Below are 16,092 nucleotides of genomic sequence, written 5' to 3'. Positions count from 1 at the left end.
ACGCCGTCCCTCCTTCACTCCAGCGGCGCGATCTTCCCCAGGTCTTCCGAGCGCTGCCCGCGTTTCCAGGCCTGCCGCAACTCGTCCCGGTGCAGGTCGGCCCACTCCATCACCAGGCCGAGGGCACGCGGTGGGAGGCGGCCCTTCAACACGGTCAGCCTCTCGATGCCGATCAACACGATCGCGCCGCCGTATCGGACGTGGAAGTGGGCCGGAGGCGTATCTTCACACTCCATCTCGACGACGATTCCGTAGAAGCGGCTGACTTCAATCATCAGAGCGGCGGCTCCTTAGTGTTCTAGAGGGCGATTCCCAAGCGTACCAATGCGCTCCGCGATACGGGCGGCGCCTCCTCTTCCCGAAGCGCGGCGGCCTACGCGCTCTCCCCGTCGGTCTGAGCGCTGCCGGGGGCTTCGAGCGTCAGGCCCGCGGTCGTCGTGACCTTCGTGCCGGCCGGGATGTCCTCCGTCACGACGCAGTTCACGCCGATGAAGACACCGTCGCCGATCTCGATGCTGCCGATCAGGCGACTACCGGCGCCGACGAAGACGTTGTCGCCGAGGGTCGGCATGTGGTCCAGCCGCCTGCCGGTCGGGGCGCCGATCGTCACCTGATGCAGCAACGTTCCGTTGCGCCCGATGCGCGCGCCGTTGCCGATCACCAGGCCGATGCCGTGGCTGATGAACAGACCAGGCCCGATGCGGGCCCCAGGCGCAATGTCGACGCTGTTGAGAAACAGCGACAGCCGGGCGACAAACGGCCCTAGCACCGGGATGCGACGGCTCTTGAACCAGTGGGCGATCCGGTAGAGCACGACGGCCTGGTAGCCGTTCTCGAACAGCAGCGACTCGAGCACGTAGAAGGGGAACGGCTTGGTCTTGATCGCGCGCAGGCGGCGCGTGTCCTCGCGCAGGTTCTTCAGCACGGGACTACTGGACAATCTCCAGCTCGGGTACATCGGCGAAGTCACGCTCGTTGAGAGTCCAGAGCGCGGCGCCCTGAACCAGGGCGCACGCCGCGATCGCGATGTCCGCCTGGCGAGCGCGGGGCCGCGAGACGACTTCGTAGATCTCGGCGGCTCGAGCCGCGGCCTCGGCGTCGAACGGCACGGCGGCAGCGGCCGGCAGGATCTGCTCCTGCGCCAGTCGCTCCGCCACCGTTCGCGGTCCGCGAAGCCACTCGTACAGAACCAGTGTGGAGATACCCAAACGGTGGCCGTCCTCGACGAAGGACATCAGCCGGTCAAACGAACGGTGAGGAGACACCAGAGCGTCCACCAGGGCCGAGGTGTCAAGGTGAATCATCGCCGATCGGAGTCGCGGTCCCAGCCGACACGACGGGATTCGCGGATCTCACGCAACTCGGCCTCGACCGCCTCCGCCGAGCCCGTCACCTGCGCGCTGCGCAGTCGGCCGAGCACTTCCAGCATGCGGAGCCGCTCGACCTCGCTCAGCCTGTCGCAACGGGCCGCATAGTCGGCGATCGCCTCGCGGACGATCTGGCTCTGGGGTTTGCCGAGCCGCTCCGCCGTTCGCCGAAGGCGCCGGACGGTAGCTTCGTCGAGCGAGTAGGTCGCGCGCACCACCATAAGGTGGCAATACTGTCATAACTGCCCCGAACCTGCAGCCTGCGCGTGCTCCTCGCGCAGGTCGATCCCCGGCGGCGGCGCCATCGGCGTCCGGAGACCCTCGATCACGCCGCGGAGCTTGGCGATGACGGCGCCCTGGTTGCCGCGGACGAGTTCGCGAAAGAAGGCCAGGAAGAGGCCTGCCGAGAGAAACAGGAGAAACGAGCACCACTGCGCCGGCCCGCCGTAGCGGCGCACGAACAGGGCGGCGCTGCGGCCGTTGAAGAAGGTCCGCGAGGCCCGGTAGCCGCCGACCGTCCGTGCCACCATGTGGTAGAGCACGGCGCGGTGGGCGTAGTAGCAGCGGTAACCGCGCGCCTTCATCCGCATGCACCAGTCCGCATCGTCGAGGGCCAGATGGAACAGCGGATCCCAGAGGCCGATCTCCTCGACGACGCTCCGGCGCACGAGCATGGCGCAGCCGTTCACGTAGGGCACTTCCCCGTCTCGGTCGTATTGGCCGCGATCGACCTGGCCTTCGCCCCGCTCGCGGGTCATCGACTCGCGAAAGCGAATGCGGCCGCCGGTGGACCACAGCCGGTCGCGCTCCCCGTGGTAGAGGATCTTCGGACCCACGCAGCCGATTCCCGGATCCGCCTCGGCCACCGCCACCAGTTGGTCGAGGAAGTCCGGCTCCACTTCGATGTCGTTGTTGAGCAACAGGAGATAGTCCACGCCGCGGGCGACGGCAAGTTCGATCCCCTTGTTCATGCCGTAGACGACACCCTGGTTCTCCTCGACCCGGATCTGGGTCACACCCGGATGCGCGGCCGCGACGGCCTCGAACGAGCTGTCGCCGGAACCGTTGTCGATGTGGATCAACTCGCAGGCCGGGTAGGTCATCGCTTCGAGGCTCGCCAACGCCTGCAGCGTGATGTCGCGCCCGTTGTAGTTCAGGACGAGGGCGGCGACCGTCGGTACTCGCTCCCCAGCCACGCAGGTCAGCGTAACGCAGAGGCGGCGAGTAACATCCGCGCCATGCGCCGCTGCCTCCTTGCCGCCGCGCTCATCCTGCCCTGTGTAGCGCCACCCGCGCTTGCACAGTCGGCGGCCGAGCCGGCGCCGCTCTGGCCGGGCTTCCGCGGACCAGACGGCATTCCCGTTTCGGACAACGAACGGCTGCCGCTCCACTGGTCGACCACCGAGAACGTCGAGTGGAGCGTCGACGTGCCCGGTTCCGGCTGGTCATCGCCGATCGTCGTCGGCGACACCGTCTTCCTGACCACGGCGGCCAGACCGACCGAGGCGACGAAGCGGCCGGAGTTCGGCACCGAGTACAGCAACGAGTTCATGCGCGAACTCCGCGAACAGGGGCTTCCCTGGGAGGAGGTCCTCAAGCGCCACGACGAACGCTTCATCGAGTTTCCCGACGAAGTCGACCTCGACTACCAGTTGATCGCGTACTCGCTTGAGGACGGCGCCGAACTCTGGCGGCGCACCTTCTTCGCCGGACCGCCGCCCGGGGGCCGCCACTCGAAGAACACCTTCGCCTCCGAGACACCGGTCTCCGACGGCGAGACGATCTTCGTCTACACCACCGGTCTCGGCCTCTGGGCCTACTCGCTCGACGGCGAGTTGCGCTGGGAGCGGCGGCTCGACCCGTTCCAGATCTACATGGACTTCGGGACCGGCGGCTCGCCCGCCCTCACCGACGACCTGGTCCTCATCCTGAACGACAACCAGGAACATCCGTTCCTCGCCGCCTTCTCCAAGCAGGACGGGCGCGAGTTCTGGCGCGCGGCCCGGGGACGGCTCGCCGCTCCGCACGCCCCGAACCACCGAACCTCCTGGAGCACACCCTTCGTCTGGCGCCACGACGAGCGCACCGAGATCGTCGCGCTCGGTCCCTACACGGCGATCAGCTACGACACGATGGGCCGGGAGCTGTGGCGGCTGGCTCGCCACTCCCTGCTGCCGGTACCGACGCCCTTCGCCTACGAGGGTCTCCTGTACGTGACATCGGGAGTTCACGGAGACCAGAACCGCCCGATCACGGCAATCCGGCCCGGCGCGGCCGGCGATCTCACCCTCGGTGAGGGCGAGACGAGCAACGAGTACGTCGTCTGGAACGACAACCGCGCCGGCACCTACATCCCGACCCCGATTCCCTACAAGGGCTCCCTGTGGGTCGTCTACGATCGCGGCATCTTCGCCCGCTACGACGCGGCCACCGGGGAACGGCTGTACCGATCGCGGATCAGGGACTCGAACGGCCACTTCACGACCTCGCCCTGGGCCTACCGGGACCGCATCTTCGCCACCGACGAGGCCGGCACGACGTTTGTGTTCGGAACCGGCGACGAGTTCGAGCAGCTCCACGCGAATCCACTGGACGAGATGACCCTCGCGTCTCCGGCGCTGGCCGGCGACCGGCTGGTGATGCGAACGCGGTCGAAGCTGTACAGCTTCCGCCAGCCGTAGCGCGCCGGCCTGGGTGCGCCGGTGCGCCGGCCTGGGTGCGCCGGTGCGCCGACCTGGGTGCGCCGGTGCGCCGACCTGGGTGCGCCGGCCTGCCACTCGTGCGCCCGACCGACGGGCGCACGAACTGGTTCGCGGGTGGCGCGGTCCGCGCCACCCGGGTCCTGGCCGGCATCTCCTTATCTGACGGGATACATGTCGAGGTCCAGGCGCTCGAAGAACTCGATGCGATTCGGCATCGTCGCCTCGATCGTCTCCGCCATGTCGCGGGAGATCCGCTCCGGGCGGTGCCGAACCGCGAAGAACGGCCCGAAGCTCTCGGCCACGTCTTCCCTCTGAGGGTGCTCCTGAGCGTAGTCGGAGATGTACCCGCCGTCCGCCGCCCGAGCGGCCAGCCAGGCGTCGGCGGCCGCATGGACCGGGTCCAGGGAGGTGTGCGCTGCCTCGTGCATCAGGATCTCTTCCAGCACACCGTCGCGCAGGTACTCCGCTGCCTTGCCCGTGTGGATCAGGATGTTGTCGTTCCCGCCGCCGAAGGGCTGGTCGCCTCGATGAATCCACACGGTTTCGACCCTGGTTCGCAGGCCCGCCGGTAGCTGTCCGATCGCCCGGGCGTAGAAGGCCGCGTGGCGCTCGGCGGTGGCGGCATCGCCGAACTCCGCGTTGACCTGGACCTCTACGACCATCGCGCCCTCGAAGGTGGCGTCGAACAGGTAGGCATCGGTCAACACGAAGGCGTCCACGCGCCGGTCGAACATCCTGCGGGTGTCCAGCCCCGTGTAGTCGAGACTCCGCAGGGTCGACGGATCGGACGCGACGATCAAGTCGGGATCGATGAAGGCCGTACCCCGAAAGGGCGGATCCTGCAGCACGGGTTCCGGCGTGGCGCACGCGAGGCCGAGCAACAGAACGGTGGCAGGCGCGGAGCCTTGTCGTAACCGGAACACGGCGGCTGGCCTGGCGGCTACACGATCCGGACTTCGGGCACCGGCAGGATGAACCTGCCGCCGCGGCTGCGGAACTCGGCCTGCTGGGCGAGGATCTCCTCTTCGAAGTTCCAGGCCAGCAGCAGCACATGGTCCGGCGACGGTTCTTCCAGGAGTCGCTCCGGCGCGACGATCGGAATGTGGGAGCCCGGCGTGTAGCGGCCCTGCTTGAGCGGGCTGCGGTCGGCGATGAAGTCGAGCGTTTCCGGGCCTAGCCGCAAGAACTCAAGCAGCGTGCTGCCCTTGGCGGGCGCGCCGTAGCCGGCGAGGCGGCGGCCCACCGCCTTGAGGCCGTCGAGGCAGTCCATGACCTCCGCCTTCAAGCCACCGACCCGCCCGGCGAACGCACGCCAGGTGTCGAACCGATCGATGCCGAGCTGCCTTTCGGTGGCCAGGACCTCGTCCACGCTTCGGTCCACCTCGCCCTCGCCCCGGCGCATCACGGTGGCCCGGAGCTGGCCGTGGTGGATCGGCAGGCACTCCGCCCGCACGACCTCCATGCCGTGGTCCGCGAAGAGCCGCATCATCGGGCCCAGCGCCCAGTAGGAGACGTGCTCGTGGTACACGGTGTCGAACGCGAGCTGGTCGAGCAGGTCGACCAGGTAGTGCGCCTCGAGGACGAAGGCGCCGCCGGGAGCGAGGACCGCGTCGAGGCCGGACACGAAGCCTCTCAAGTCGGGGATGTGCGGGAAGGTGTTGGTGGCCGTGACCAGCGCCGCCCGGCCCCAGCGGTCGACGATCTCGCTGGCGGTGTCCGCGCCGAAGAAGCCCCGGTAGCGCTCGATCCCCGTGTCGCGGCTGAACTCGGCCAGGTTCTCCGCCGGGTCGACGCCCAAGGTCCTGGCACCGCGATCGCGGAAGCAGCAGAGGAGTGAAGCGTCGTTGCAGCCGATGTCGATGACCAGGCCGCCGTCGCCGAGGCCATGCCTGGCAGTGAGCGTGGCCGCCAGGTCGTCGAAGTGGGCTCGCAGCGTGTCCGAGGCGGACGATACGTAGAGGTAGTCCGTGAACATCGCGGCCGGCGGTACGCGTTCCACGAGCTGCACATGGCCGCAGCCGTGGCAGAAGCCGACGCGCAGCGGGAAGCGCGGTTCGGGGCCGCTCAGGTCTTCGGCGCTGGGGAACTTGTTCGCGAGCGCGGTGCTGCCGAGGTCGAGGAAGCTCTCGACCTCGGGCTCGGAGCAGACCAGGCAACTCGCGGTCACCTAGCCCCTCGCACGGATCCGGAGTGCCGGCCAGAGGGCCGGCGCACCCAGTCGAAGCAGACCAGGCAACTAGCCATGGTGAAACGGGGCGACGAGCTGCGAGCCGTGCGACTCGTGGCCGACGGGCAACTCGTACAGGTCGGCCAGCACGGAGCGGACCGCGGCCTGCCGATCGGGCGGCACGACGAACAGCAGGAACCCGCCGCCGCCGGCGCCGCAGAGTTTGCCTCCCAGGGCGCCTGCCGCGACGGCCGCGTCGTACCAACCGTCGATCAGCGGTGTCGTGATCGAGCCAGCGAGCTCCCGCTTCATCCGCCAGCCCTCATCGAGAAGCCGGCCGATGCCCTCGACGTCGACATCGCCGGCGCCGAGATCCCGATGCAGATCGCTCGCCTGGTCTCGCATCCTGCGCAGCGACTCAAGGTTCAGCTCCGTGCGGTCGTCCTGCTCCGAGAGCACCGCGCTCGCGTCCCGCTGGTGTCCGGTCCAGAACATGAGCACCGAGCGGAACAGCTCTCGCAGCCGGTCGCCGGGGATCCGGAGGTGCTCGACGGTCACCCCGCCGTCCCTCTTGAATGACAGCAGGTTGAGTCCGCCGTACGCCGCGGCGTACTGGTCCTGCTTGCCGATCCGCGCGCCCAGCACGTCGATCTCGATGTGGCAGGCCTCCTCCGCCAACTGGCCCGCCGAGGCGCGCTCGCCCCTGTAGGAGTGCAAGGCGTTCAGCAGGCCGACGGCGAAGGCGCTCGAGCCGCCGAGGCCCGTGGACGCCGGCACGTCGCCGACGGTCGAGATGTAGACCGGCGGGTCGACGCCCACGAATCGCAGGCACTCGCGCGCGATGTTGTTGTCCAGTTCGCCGATCCGTTCGACCTGCTCGCTGCGGGAGTAGTTCACGCGCACCGGTTCGAAGAACAGCTCGCTGTGCCGCTTGACCGTCACGTAGACGTAGCGGTCGATCGTCGTGGAGAGCACGGCGCCGCCCTCCCGCCGGTAGAACGCCGGCAGGTCGGTGCCGCCGCCCACCAGGGACACCCGCAACGGCGTACGGGTCACGATCAGGCGCGATGCGTCCACGTCAGCGAGGGTTCCAGCCGCCTCAGCCGTGCTGGAGGTCCCAGTCGTAGGGGATCCGGTCGGTGAACGGGTCGAGCCGGTCCATCTCGTCGGGATCGTGGGGCTCGGTGGCTGCGTTCGCCATGATCACCTGCCTGTCGCCATACGCCTTGTAGCCGTTCGCGATCCCCGGCGGGATCTGGACCAGGACGTAGTTGTCCTCGCCGAAGAAGACCTCCTGGAGCTCGCCGTGGGTGGGCGAGTCCTCGCGCAGGTCGTACATGACGAGCTTGGCCCGTCCGCTGATCACCGCGTTGTTGACGGTCATCGACCGGTGGATGTGCCAGGCCTTGATCGTCCCCGGCCAGGCTGTCGAGAAGTAGATCTCGCCGAAGCCGAGGAAGTGCTCGTCCGTGGCCTTCAGCATGTGCATGATCTTGCCCCGCTCGTCGACGATCTGACGAAGCGGAACTACCTTGACGCCGTGGATCATCCCTTCTCCTCCGGGTTTGCTGCCTCCAGGTTTGCACCGCCAGCGCCGGCAGCCCAGCGCAGCGATCCGTCCAGCCGTCCCGAGTCGAGCAGCCGGTTGAGCCAGCGCAGCCGCACGAAGCGCGGGTCGCCGTAGTGCGCCGCATCGAGGCCGACGCGGCGATAGTCCTCGATCAACCGCTTCGCGCCGCCGGCCGCGTCCCGGAACTCGAAGTCCGGGAAGGCGCGGGCGAACTTCCCGAACGAAGCGCGGTAGGTGCGCTGGTCGGCGCCCGGCTCGCCTCGAACCTCGATCTCGCAGCCGGGCACGAGATCGGCAGCGATCTCCGCGAGTTCGATCACGCGGTGGTTCAGGTGGTCGGCGCCGGTGTTGAAGGCCTCGTTGTGAACCAGTGAGAGCGGCGCTTCGAGCACGCGGCTGAACGCGGCCGCCACGTCCTCGACGTGGACCACCGGCCGCCACGGCTTGCCGTCGCCGTAGACGACGACCCGCCGGTTGGCGAAGGCCGCTCCGGTCAGGTCGTTGAGCACCGTGTCGAAGCGCATTCGCGGCGACAGGCCGTACACGGTGCCGTTGCGCAGGAAGGTCGGCGAGAAACCGTCACCTGCCAGCTCCCGGATCGCCTCCTCGCTCCGGACCTTGGAACGTGCGTACAGGGTCCGCGGGTCGAGCGGCGAGGTCTCGTCCACCGTTTCCGTGCTGGACTGGCCGTACATGATGCAGGACGACGAGAACAGGAAGCGACGCACCTCGGCCTCGCGGGCCAGCTCGGCGAGGCGCACGGAAGAGCCGTGGTTGATCTCCTCGGTCCAGGTCTCGTCCAGGTTGCCGATCGGGTCGTTCGAGAGCGCGGCGAGATGGATCACCGCGTAGAACGCCCGCAGATCGGCCGGTTCGAGGTCCCGGATGTCCTTGCGGATCGACGGGATCTGCACCGGGTCCGACGTAATCGCGCAGTCGTCGAAGTAGCCCGTGTCGAGCCCGACGACGTCGTAGCCGCGCTCGATCAGATACGGCGCCATGACCGAGCCGAGATAACCGCGATGCCCCGTGACCAGGACCGGACGACGAACGAAGGCCGTGCTCATCCCGCCGCCGCCGTTCGCAGGGCCAGCAGCCGCTCGGCGTGCGCGAGCAGCGGTTCGCTCTCGGTAACCAGACCGAACGGGCAGCCCGCCGCGTCCGCCGCCTGCCCGTCGCGCTCGTCGTCGCCCAGAAACGTCGTGCGAGTCAGGTCGAGATGATGATCGCGCTGTGCCTGGAAGAGCATTCCCGGCGCCGGCTTGCGGCAATCGCAGCCCTCGTCCCAGCCATGGGGACAGAAGTAGATGCGGTCGATCCGGCCGCCCGCGGCCTCGGCCTCGCCGCACAGACGTCGATGCACCGCCGCCAGGTCGTCCAGCGTCATCCGCCCACGGGCGACTCCCGGCTGGTTCGACACGACAAGCACCCGCCAGCCGAACCGGTTGAAGGCGGCGAGCGCCTCGCGGGCGCCCGGCAACCAGCGCAGGTCCTCCGGCGTGCAGACGTACTCAGCCCGTGGCGGGCGTACGTTGAGGACGCCGTCGCGATCGAGGATGATCGTCGGCGTCCGTGCGAAGAACGCCTCGGTCAGCGGCAACCGTTCGTGGCCGCCGACGCTGTAGTAGCGGTGCTCGCTCCAGTAGGCGTGGAGCTGCCCCCGCGCGGTCAGTGCCGGATACGCCGCCTCCTCGAACAGCTCCTGGTGATCCGGCAGGAGGGGCAGCACCGATGCCTTCCGGAGGATCGCGTAGCTGATCTCGACGCCGCTGAGACCCGGCGTCGTCCGGCCGCGGTCGAAGACGGTGACGAAGCCATCGTCGCCCACGATCACGCTGTCGCGGGTGTAGCCGTCCCGGTTCGCGTAGACGGTGATCTGGGCCGCCGCCCCGGAGTCGACGTAGGCGCGCCACATCCGGTCGAACTGCATCGGCCAGTAGTTGTCGCAGTAGAGGAGCAGGAACAGGTCGTCCAGTTCGCCCGCCGCGTCCTTGACCCGGTGCGCCGTCAGGTCGTCCGGGGCCGTCACCCGGTGGCTGATCTCGACACCGTAGGCCGAGCCGTCGCCGAAGTGGTCGATCATCGCCTCCGCCCGATAGCCGAGCAGCAGCAGGACGCGCTCGAAGCCCTGCTCGCGCAGCATGTCGATCACATGGCCAAGGAAGGGCTTGCCGTGAAACGGGATCAGCGCCTTGGGCAGCGTGTCCGTCAGGGGCGCCAGGCGGGTGCCCCGGCCGCCGGCCAGGATCACGGCCTGGGTAGGTCGGGAGTGCATCGTTGGCTCGATCGTCGGCGCTCGAAGCGCAAGCTGAAGTCGCGCGCAGGCGAGCCTACTCCGTTTCAGTTGCGAACGCGCTTGCCGCCAGGGTCGTACATGGGTCGGATGGAGGCCTCGGCAGGGACGCGGACGCCCGCGACCTCAATCTCGAAGGGAGTGGGCAGTTCCGGGAAGTCCGGTAGCAGCGAGGTGGGGACGTAGCCGAGGCCAACTGCGCCTCCCAGACTGTGGCCATAGCTCCCCGAAGTGACGTAGCCCGCGATCTCGTCCCCCAGCCAGATCGGTTCGTAGTGGTAAAGCAACGGCTCCGGATCCCGGAGCCTGAACTGGATCAGCCGCTTCGCGACGCCGCTCTCCTTCTGCCTGAGCAGCGCCTCGCGCCCGATGAAGCCGCCGGGCTTGTCGAACTTGACGGCGAATCCCAAGCCTGCTTCGAGCGGCGAGTCCTGATCCGTGATGTCGTGTCCCCAGTGGCGGTAGGCCTTCTCGATGCGCAGCGAGTCCAGGGCGTGGTAGCCGGCATGCACCAGACCGAACGCCTCGCGGGCAGCCACGATCTCGTCGTAGACGCCGGCCACAAACTCCGTGGGAACGTAGAGCTCCCAGCCGAGTTCACCGACGTAGGTGATGCGCGATGCCCGCACCAGGCCGTAGCCCAGTTCGATCTCGCGGCTGGTCGCGAACGGGAACGCTTCGTTGGCCAGGTTCGCCGGGGTCAGGGACTGGAGGAGCGCGCGGGAAGCCGGGCCCATCAGGGAGATCACGCCCATCGCCGAGGTCACGTTCGTCACCACGCAGTGCGCGTCGATCGGAATGTGGCCCTTGAGCCAGTGAAAGTCCCGCACCTCGGAGGTGACGGCGGTGACGATCAGGAAACTGTCTTCCGCCAGACGCGTCACCGTGAGATCCGCCTCGATTCCGCCGCGCTCGTTGAGCCACTGGGTGTAGACGATGCGGCCGGGACGCACGTCGACTTCGTTGGCGCAGACCCGGTTGAGCACCCTGGTCGCATCCCGGCCCTCCAGCCGGAACTTCGCGAACGACGACTGGTCGAACAGTCCCACGTTCTCCCGCACGGCCCGATGTTCGGCGGCCGAGTACTCGAACCAGTTCTGGCGTCCGTAGCTGTACTCGTAGCGGGCCGGCACGCCCTTCGGCGCGTACCAGTTCGGCCGCTCCCAGCCCGCGAGTTCCCCGTGGCAGGCGCCGGCGGCCTCCAGGCGGTCGTACAGGGGTGACCGGCGCACGCCCCTCGCCGTCTCGAACTGCCGATACGGGTAGTGCATGGCGTAGAGGAGGCCCAGGCTCTCGGAAACCCGCTCGCGCAAGTACTTGCGGTTGCCCTGGAAGGGCATGTTGCGGCGCACGTCGACTTCCCAGAGATCGGCCGGGGGATGCCCGTCGAGAATCCACTCGCAGACGACCTTGCCGATCCCGCCCGCGGACTGGATTCCGATCGAGTTCAGGCCGGCCGCGACGAAGCAGTTCTCGCACCCGGGCGCCGGGCCGACGTGGTAGCGGACGTCCGGCGTGAAGCTCTCCGGGCCGCAGAAGAGCTGCACGACGTCGGCCGACTGGAGGGCCGGCATGCGCTCCCTGGCGCCGCGCAGCAACGGCTCGAAGTGCTCGCGGTTGGCGGTGATCTCGTCGAAGCAGAAGTCCTCGGGAATGCCGTCCATGCCCCAGGGCCGCGCGTTCGGCTCGAAGACGCCGACGATCAGCTTGCCCGCGTCGTACCGGAAGTACGAGATGGCGTCGTAGTCCCGCACGACAGGCAGGTCCGCGTCGAGTCCCTCGACGCCGTCGAACCGGACGTAGTAGTGCTCACAGGCATGCAGCGGGACGTTGACGCCGATGGAGGCGGCCAGCTCCCGGGTCCACATGCCCGCGCAGAGCACGACGCAGTCGGCATCGACGTCCCCCTGCTCCGTGGCCACGCCCACGGCACGCCCCCCAGCGGTGCGAACGGCGGTCACCGGCACCTGCTCGACGATCCGGGCGCCGGCGGCGCGGGCGCCCGCGGCCAGCGCCAGGGTGACGTCCGTCGGGTTCGCATAGCCGTCGCCGGGGATGTGCAGGCCGCCGAGCAGGTCGGACGTCTCGAGCAGCGGCACGCGTTCGCCGATCGTCTTCGCCGTCACCACGTCGACCGGCAGCCCGAGCACCTTCGCCAGCGAAGCCGCGCGCCTGAGTTCCTCGAACCGCTCCGGGTCGGCGGTGACCGAGAAGGAGCTGCAGCGGCGATAGCCCGTCGACTGTCCCGTCTCCTGCTCGAGGCGGGCGTAGAGCTCACTCGTGTAGCGCGCAAGGTTCGTCATCGTGACCGACTGCCGCAACTGGCCGAGCAGGCCGGCGGCATGCCAGGTCGTGCCGGAAGTGATCTGGCGACGCTCGAGCAGCAGCACATCGGAGCACCCCGAGCGCGCGAGGTGGTAGGCGACCGAGCAACCGATCACGCCACCGCCGATCACGATGACGCTCGCGCGGCGCGGCAACTCCGCCGCGCCCTGGCGCCGCGGTTCTCGGTTTCGTCCGGACTCCGGGCGCATCTTCGTTCGAGGTTCGTTCCGGATGCTCAGCCGAGGAGGTTCTTCGCCCGCTGCGCCGCCCTGATGCCGCCGCCGATGGCGCCGTCGATGAAGCCGCGCCACCCTTCCCCGTGGTCGCCGGAGCCGAACAGGATGCGGCCACGATCTCGCTGGAACTCGTCGTAGTGGCGGCTCACCCAGCCCGGCCGGTACACGGCCCAGGTGCCCCGCGAGTACGGGTCGCCGTTCCAGTCGTGGCTCATGCTGCCGATCAGCTCCGCGCGCGGGACGTGAGCCCGCAGCGCCCGCTGCACCGCGTCGCCGTCGTTCACGTCGAGGTCGTCGGGGTCCTTGCCGAACGCCACCAGCAGCGTGTAGTTCGCGGCCTGCTTGTAGGTCATCACGAAGTCGATCGGCTCGCCGATCGCGTAGGTGGCGACATTGCCGACATCGCCTTCGGCCTTGAGCAGGAGCTTGAAGCCGGCCCCGGCGTGGCGCTGCCGGCCCGCCTCGACCACCCCGGGGGCGAGCGGGGGGTCGAAGGCGACGTCAGCGATCGTGTTCATCGGCAGGCAGCAGATGACGGCTCGGCACTGGATCTCTTCGCCTGCGCCGGTTACCACCACGGCCCCGTCGCCGCGGTCGCGGATGGACTCGACGGGCGTCTCGAGTCTTGCCTCGAGTCCCGCGTCGTCAACCATCGCCTGGAGCAGGCTCCGGGTGCCGCGCTTCAGTTTGAAGCGCGCGACGGAGTCTTCCACCGTCGGCAGGAAACCGCCGCCGGCGAGGTGCCAGCGCATCAGTTCCAGGTAGGACATCGTCTCCGGCTGCCCGTTCGCCATGATCGCGATGACGGCTCGCAGATAGCTCCGCTGGAGGGACGAGAGCTCGAGCCGCTCGATGTGGTCCGTCGCGCTGATCCGGTCCGCGGCGAGCGCGGCGTCGCGGTTGTGGAGGATGTCCCACGCCCGCGGAACGATCCATCGCGCCTCCGCGTGGTACAGCCGCCAGGCCTCGTAGGTCTCGGCGTACCGGGCCTCCGTCAGCCGGATGCGCTCGCCGTCCGCGATCAGGTAGCCGGTATCCGCCACCGCGCCGGGGGTCTCCTCGATCTCCAGTCCGTAGCGTTCCTTCTCGGCCCAGACGAACGGCTGGGTGTGGTGAATCCAGGTGCCCCCGAGTTCGACCTGGTCGCCGTCAAAGTCGGCGGTCCAGGTGCGGCCGCCGAGCCGGTCGCGCGCTTCGAGAAGCACCGTCGAGTATCCGTTCTTGATCGAATCGCGCGCGGCGGCGACCCCGGCGAAGCCGCCGCCGACCACCACGACATCGACGTCGTGTCCGCGAACGGCAGACCGGCGGCCCGTGGAAGCCGCGGCGCCGCTTGCCAGGACTGCCTTCCCCGCGAACAGTGATGACACCCCGACGACGAACTGCCGGCGACTGGCGGTTGCGCTTGCCAAGTTCGGCGCCACGGTTGGAGTCATGGTCGCGCGGAAGACTCTAGCGGAACCGAATGTACACTCGACTCCAGGCAATGACACCAACCCGGAAGGCGCGGCTGTCCGGAGACGGCATCAGCCGCCGCGACTTTCTCTCGGGGATTCCCGTCGCCCTGACCGGCGCCGCCCTGGCCTGCCGGGACGTACCCGCGTTCCAGCGGGAGATCGAACGCGAGGGCGCGGCGGCCTATCCGCCGCTGCGCACGGGAATGCGCGGCTCCCATCCCGGCTCGTTCGAAGTCGCGCACGAACTGGTCCAGGAGGGCCGGGAGTGGACGGCCACCGAAACCGGCGAAGCGTATGACCTGGTGGTCGTGGGAGCCGGCATCTCGGGACTGGCGGCCGCGCACTACTTCTCGAAGCAGGCGGGCCCGGACGCCCGCGTGCTGCTGCTCGACAACCACGACGACTTCGGCGGCCATGCCAAGCGCAACGAGTTCCGGCTCGACGGGCGGACCTACCTGATGAGCGGCGGCACCCTGTACGTCGAGGCGCCCTCCCAGTACGGGGACGTCGCGGGGGGCCTCCTCGAGGAGATCGGGATCGACCGCGGGCGCTACTACGAGTCCGTCGCCTCGGTAGCGGACACTTACGAGAACCTGGGGCTTGAGCAGGGCATGTTCTTCGACCGCGAGACCTTCGGCACGGACGTGCTGGTTGCCGGTGTCGGGAGTCGCCCCTTCACCGAGTTTCTCGCCGACACGCCACTGTCGGAGGCGGTCCGGGCCGATCTGATCCGGCTCCACGGCGAGGAGCAGCCGGACTACCTACCGGACCTCTCGCCGGCCGAAAAGAAGGCGTACCTTGCCACCATCAGCTACAGGGACTTCCTCCTCGAACACGCGAAGTGCGATCCGGGGGTGGTCCGGTTCTTCGACTACCGGCCCAAGAGCATCTACTGCACCGGAATCGACGCCTACCCGGCGCGCTACGCCTGGGAGGAGGGCCTGCCCGGCTTCTCGGGCATGGAGATTCCGGAGACGCCCCCGGATCTGCTGGCGGACGAGCCGGGCGGCCAGCATGGCCGGGAGAACCAGGCCCGGGCGTACGAGGGAGATCCCGACGTCTACTTCCCGGACGGAAACGCCACGATCGCCCGGCTCCTCGTGCGCGGGCTCATTCCGGGCAGCGTCCCGGGATCGACCATGGAGGACGTGGTCATGGCGCCGCTCGACTACGGGATGCTGGATCGGGCGGGAAACCGCACCCGGATCCGGCTGTCCTCCACCGTGATTCGGGTCGAGCCCGGGCAGGGTGGCCCGGCCCGGGTCACCTACGTCCGGAACGACCGGGGGCACACCGTCACGGCCGGACGGGTCATTCTCGCCTGCTGGCACAACATCGTTCCCCATCTGGTGCCCGAACTGCCGGATGCCCAACGGGACGCCCTGTCCTGGCCGGTCAAGGCGCCGCTCCAGTACACGAGCGTGCTGCTGCGGAACTGGCGCGCCTTCATCGAGGCCGGCGTCTCCTACATCGAGGCCCCAGGCGGCTACCACACCTCGGTGGGGCTCTCCGAGCAGCTTTCGCTCGGGGACTACCGGACGTCGACCTCGCCGGACGAACCGCTTGTGATCGCAATGTACCGCTATCCATGCGAGCCGGGCCTGTCCCGGCGCGAGCAGCATCGAGCCGGCCGGCTGGACCTTCTCCGCACCACGTTCGAGACGGTGGAAGCCAACATCCGGGACCAGCTCAACCGGATGCTCGGCCCAAGCGGTTTCGACGACCAGCGCGACATCGCGGCGATCACGGTGAACCGCTGGCCGCACGGCTACACCTACACCTACAACCCGCTCTTCGATCCGCCGGAGTGGGCCTTCGAAGCGGGCGACGACCGGCCCGTCGTAACGGCGAGGCAACCCTTCGGCCGGGTCGCCATCGCGGGTGCCGACGCCGCCGCGAGCCCCCACACGGACGCGGCGATCCGCGAGGCTCACCGGGCCGTGAAGGAGGTGCTCGCGGCGGACTGACGGACGGC

At 68.8% G+C, this 16,092-nt stretch carries 15 protein-coding genes; 2 read left to right on the top strand and 13 right to left on the bottom strand.

What is annotated here, in order from left to right; genetic code table 11:
* Positions 1-14: 14 nt before the first annotated feature.
* The 5 genes from OXG83_14180 to OXG83_14160 all read right to left on the bottom strand — a co-directional run bounded on the left by OXG83_14180 (position 15) and on the right by OXG83_14160 (position 2,563).
* Complete coding sequence (locus OXG83_14180) at positions 15-275, bottom strand: DUF4160 domain-containing protein (protein MCY3966179.1); 261 nt, start codon at positions 273-275, stop codon at positions 15-17.
* A gap of 98 nt (positions 276-373) precedes the next feature.
* Positions 374-940, bottom strand: coding sequence for a serine O-acetyltransferase (locus OXG83_14175; protein MCY3966178.1), 567 nt, complete (start codon positions 938-940; stop codon positions 374-376).
* Positions 930-1,304, bottom strand: coding sequence for a type II toxin-antitoxin system VapC family toxin (locus OXG83_14170; GenBank protein MCY3966177.1), 375 nt, complete (start codon positions 1,302-1,304; stop codon positions 930-932). Before OXG83_14170 ends, OXG83_14175 begins: the two co-directional genes overlap by 11 nt.
* Positions 1,301-1,588 (bottom strand): ribbon-helix-helix protein, CopG family, encoded by a 288-nt coding sequence (locus tag OXG83_14165; protein MCY3966176.1) that lies wholly within the window; start codon positions 1,586-1,588, stop codon positions 1,301-1,303. Before OXG83_14165 ends, OXG83_14170 begins: the two co-directional genes overlap by 4 nt.
* 15 nt (positions 1,589-1,603) lie before the next feature.
* On the bottom strand, positions 1,604-2,563 hold the full coding sequence (locus OXG83_14160; GenBank protein MCY3966175.1) for a glycosyltransferase family 2 protein: 960 nt from the start codon (positions 2,561-2,563) through the stop codon (positions 1,604-1,606).
* A gap of 42 nt (positions 2,564-2,605) precedes the next feature.
* Here OXG83_14160 and OXG83_14155 point away from each other — a divergent pair, with 42 nt between their 5' ends.
* Complete coding sequence (locus OXG83_14155; GenBank protein ID MCY3966174.1) at positions 2,606-4,048, top strand: PQQ-binding-like beta-propeller repeat protein; 1,443 nt, start codon at positions 2,606-2,608, stop codon at positions 4,046-4,048.
* Between the two features lie 176 nt (positions 4,049-4,224).
* On the opposite strand, the gene OXG83_14150 is transcribed toward OXG83_14155, so the two are convergent.
* From OXG83_14150 to OXG83_14115, 8 genes are all read right to left on the bottom strand, one after another.
* Entirely contained in the window at positions 4,225-4,950 is a 726-nt protein-coding gene (locus OXG83_14150) for a hypothetical protein (protein ID MCY3966173.1), read from the bottom strand.
* 59 nt (positions 4,951-5,009) lie between these two features.
* The gene (locus OXG83_14145) at positions 5,010-6,236 is read right to left on the bottom strand and encodes a class I SAM-dependent methyltransferase (GenBank protein MCY3966172.1); all 1,227 of its coding nucleotides are present in this window, start codon (positions 6,234-6,236) and stop codon (positions 5,010-5,012) included.
* 69 nt (positions 6,237-6,305) lie between these two features.
* Positions 6,306-7,313: a GHMP kinase gene (locus OXG83_14140; GenBank protein MCY3966171.1), complete on the bottom strand. Its 1,008-nt coding sequence runs from the start codon at positions 7,311-7,313 to the stop codon at positions 6,306-6,308.
* 22 nt (positions 7,314-7,335) lie between these two features.
* Positions 7,336-7,785 carry a dTDP-4-dehydrorhamnose 3,5-epimerase family protein gene (locus OXG83_14135; GenBank protein ID MCY3966170.1) on the bottom strand — a complete coding sequence of 150 codons (450 nt, stop codon included), beginning with the start codon at positions 7,783-7,785 and terminating at the stop codon, positions 7,336-7,338.
* Positions 7,782-8,873 carry an SDR family oxidoreductase gene (locus OXG83_14130; protein ID MCY3966169.1) on the bottom strand — a complete coding sequence of 364 codons (1,092 nt, stop codon included), beginning with the start codon at positions 8,871-8,873 and terminating at the stop codon, positions 7,782-7,784. Before OXG83_14130 ends, OXG83_14135 begins: the two co-directional genes overlap by 4 nt.
* Positions 8,870-10,081: an HAD-IIIA family hydrolase gene (locus OXG83_14125; protein MCY3966168.1), complete on the bottom strand. Its 1,212-nt coding sequence runs from the start codon at positions 10,079-10,081 to the stop codon at positions 8,870-8,872. Before OXG83_14125 ends, OXG83_14130 begins: the two co-directional genes overlap by 4 nt.
* A 65-nt stretch (positions 10,082-10,146) precedes the next feature.
* A complete protein-coding gene (locus OXG83_14120) occupies positions 10,147-12,633 on the bottom strand; it encodes an FAD-dependent oxidoreductase (protein MCY3966167.1) in 2,487 nt (828 codons plus the stop codon).
* A 26-nt stretch (positions 12,634-12,659) separates the two neighbouring features.
* A complete protein-coding gene (locus OXG83_14115; protein ID MCY3966166.1) occupies positions 12,660-14,072 on the bottom strand; it encodes an NAD(P)/FAD-dependent oxidoreductase in 1,413 nt (470 codons plus the stop codon).
* A 74-nt stretch (positions 14,073-14,146) separates the two neighbouring features.
* On the opposite strand from OXG83_14115, the gene OXG83_14110 reads away from it, so the two are divergent.
* On the top strand, positions 14,147-16,084 hold the full coding sequence (locus tag OXG83_14110; GenBank protein ID MCY3966165.1) for an FAD-dependent oxidoreductase: 1,938 nt from the start codon (positions 14,147-14,149) through the stop codon (positions 16,082-16,084).
* Positions 16,085-16,092 lie beyond the last annotated feature (8 nt).

This window comes from Acidobacteriota bacterium (assembly GCA_026707545.1).
Lineage (GTDB): Bacteria > Acidobacteriota > Thermoanaerobaculia > Multivoradales > Multivoraceae > Multivorans.
The sequence above is the reverse complement of the archived record's forward strand: the minus strand, read 5'-3'. Positions and strand labels throughout refer to the sequence as shown.

What these genes read in the sequence shown, in the direction of transcription:
- OXG83_14165 (MCY3966176.1), bottom strand. Translation starts at nt 1,588, where the DNA reads ATGGTGGTGCGCGCGACCTACTCGCTCGACGAAGCTACCGTCCGGCGC.
- OXG83_14120 (MCY3966167.1), bottom strand. Translation starts at nt 12,633, where the DNA reads ATGCGCCCGGAGTCCGGACGAAACCGAGAACCGCGGCGCCAGGGCGCG.
- OXG83_14155 (MCY3966174.1), top strand. Translation starts at nt 2,606, where the DNA reads ATGCGCCGCTGCCTCCTTGCCGCCGCGCTCATCCTGCCCTGTGTAGCG.
- OXG83_14110 (MCY3966165.1), top strand. Translation starts at nt 14,147, where the DNA reads ATGACACCAACCCGGAAGGCGCGGCTGTCCGGAGACGGCATCAGCCGC.
- OXG83_14130 (MCY3966169.1), bottom strand. Translation starts at nt 8,873, where the DNA reads ATGAGCACGGCCTTCGTTCGTCGTCCGGTCCTGGTCACGGGGCATCGC.
- OXG83_14135 (MCY3966170.1), bottom strand. Translation starts at nt 7,785, where the DNA reads ATGATCCACGGCGTCAAGGTAGTTCCGCTTCGTCAGATCGTCGACGAG.
- OXG83_14125 (MCY3966168.1), bottom strand. Translation starts at nt 10,081, where the DNA reads ATGCACTCCCGACCTACCCAGGCCGTGATCCTGGCCGGCGGCCGGGGC.
- OXG83_14170 (MCY3966177.1), bottom strand. Translation starts at nt 1,304, where the DNA reads ATGATTCACCTTGACACCTCGGCCCTGGTGGACGCTCTGGTGTCTCCT.
- OXG83_14180 (MCY3966179.1), bottom strand. Translation starts at nt 275, where the DNA reads ATGATTGAAGTCAGCCGCTTCTACGGAATCGTCGTCGAGATGGAGTGT.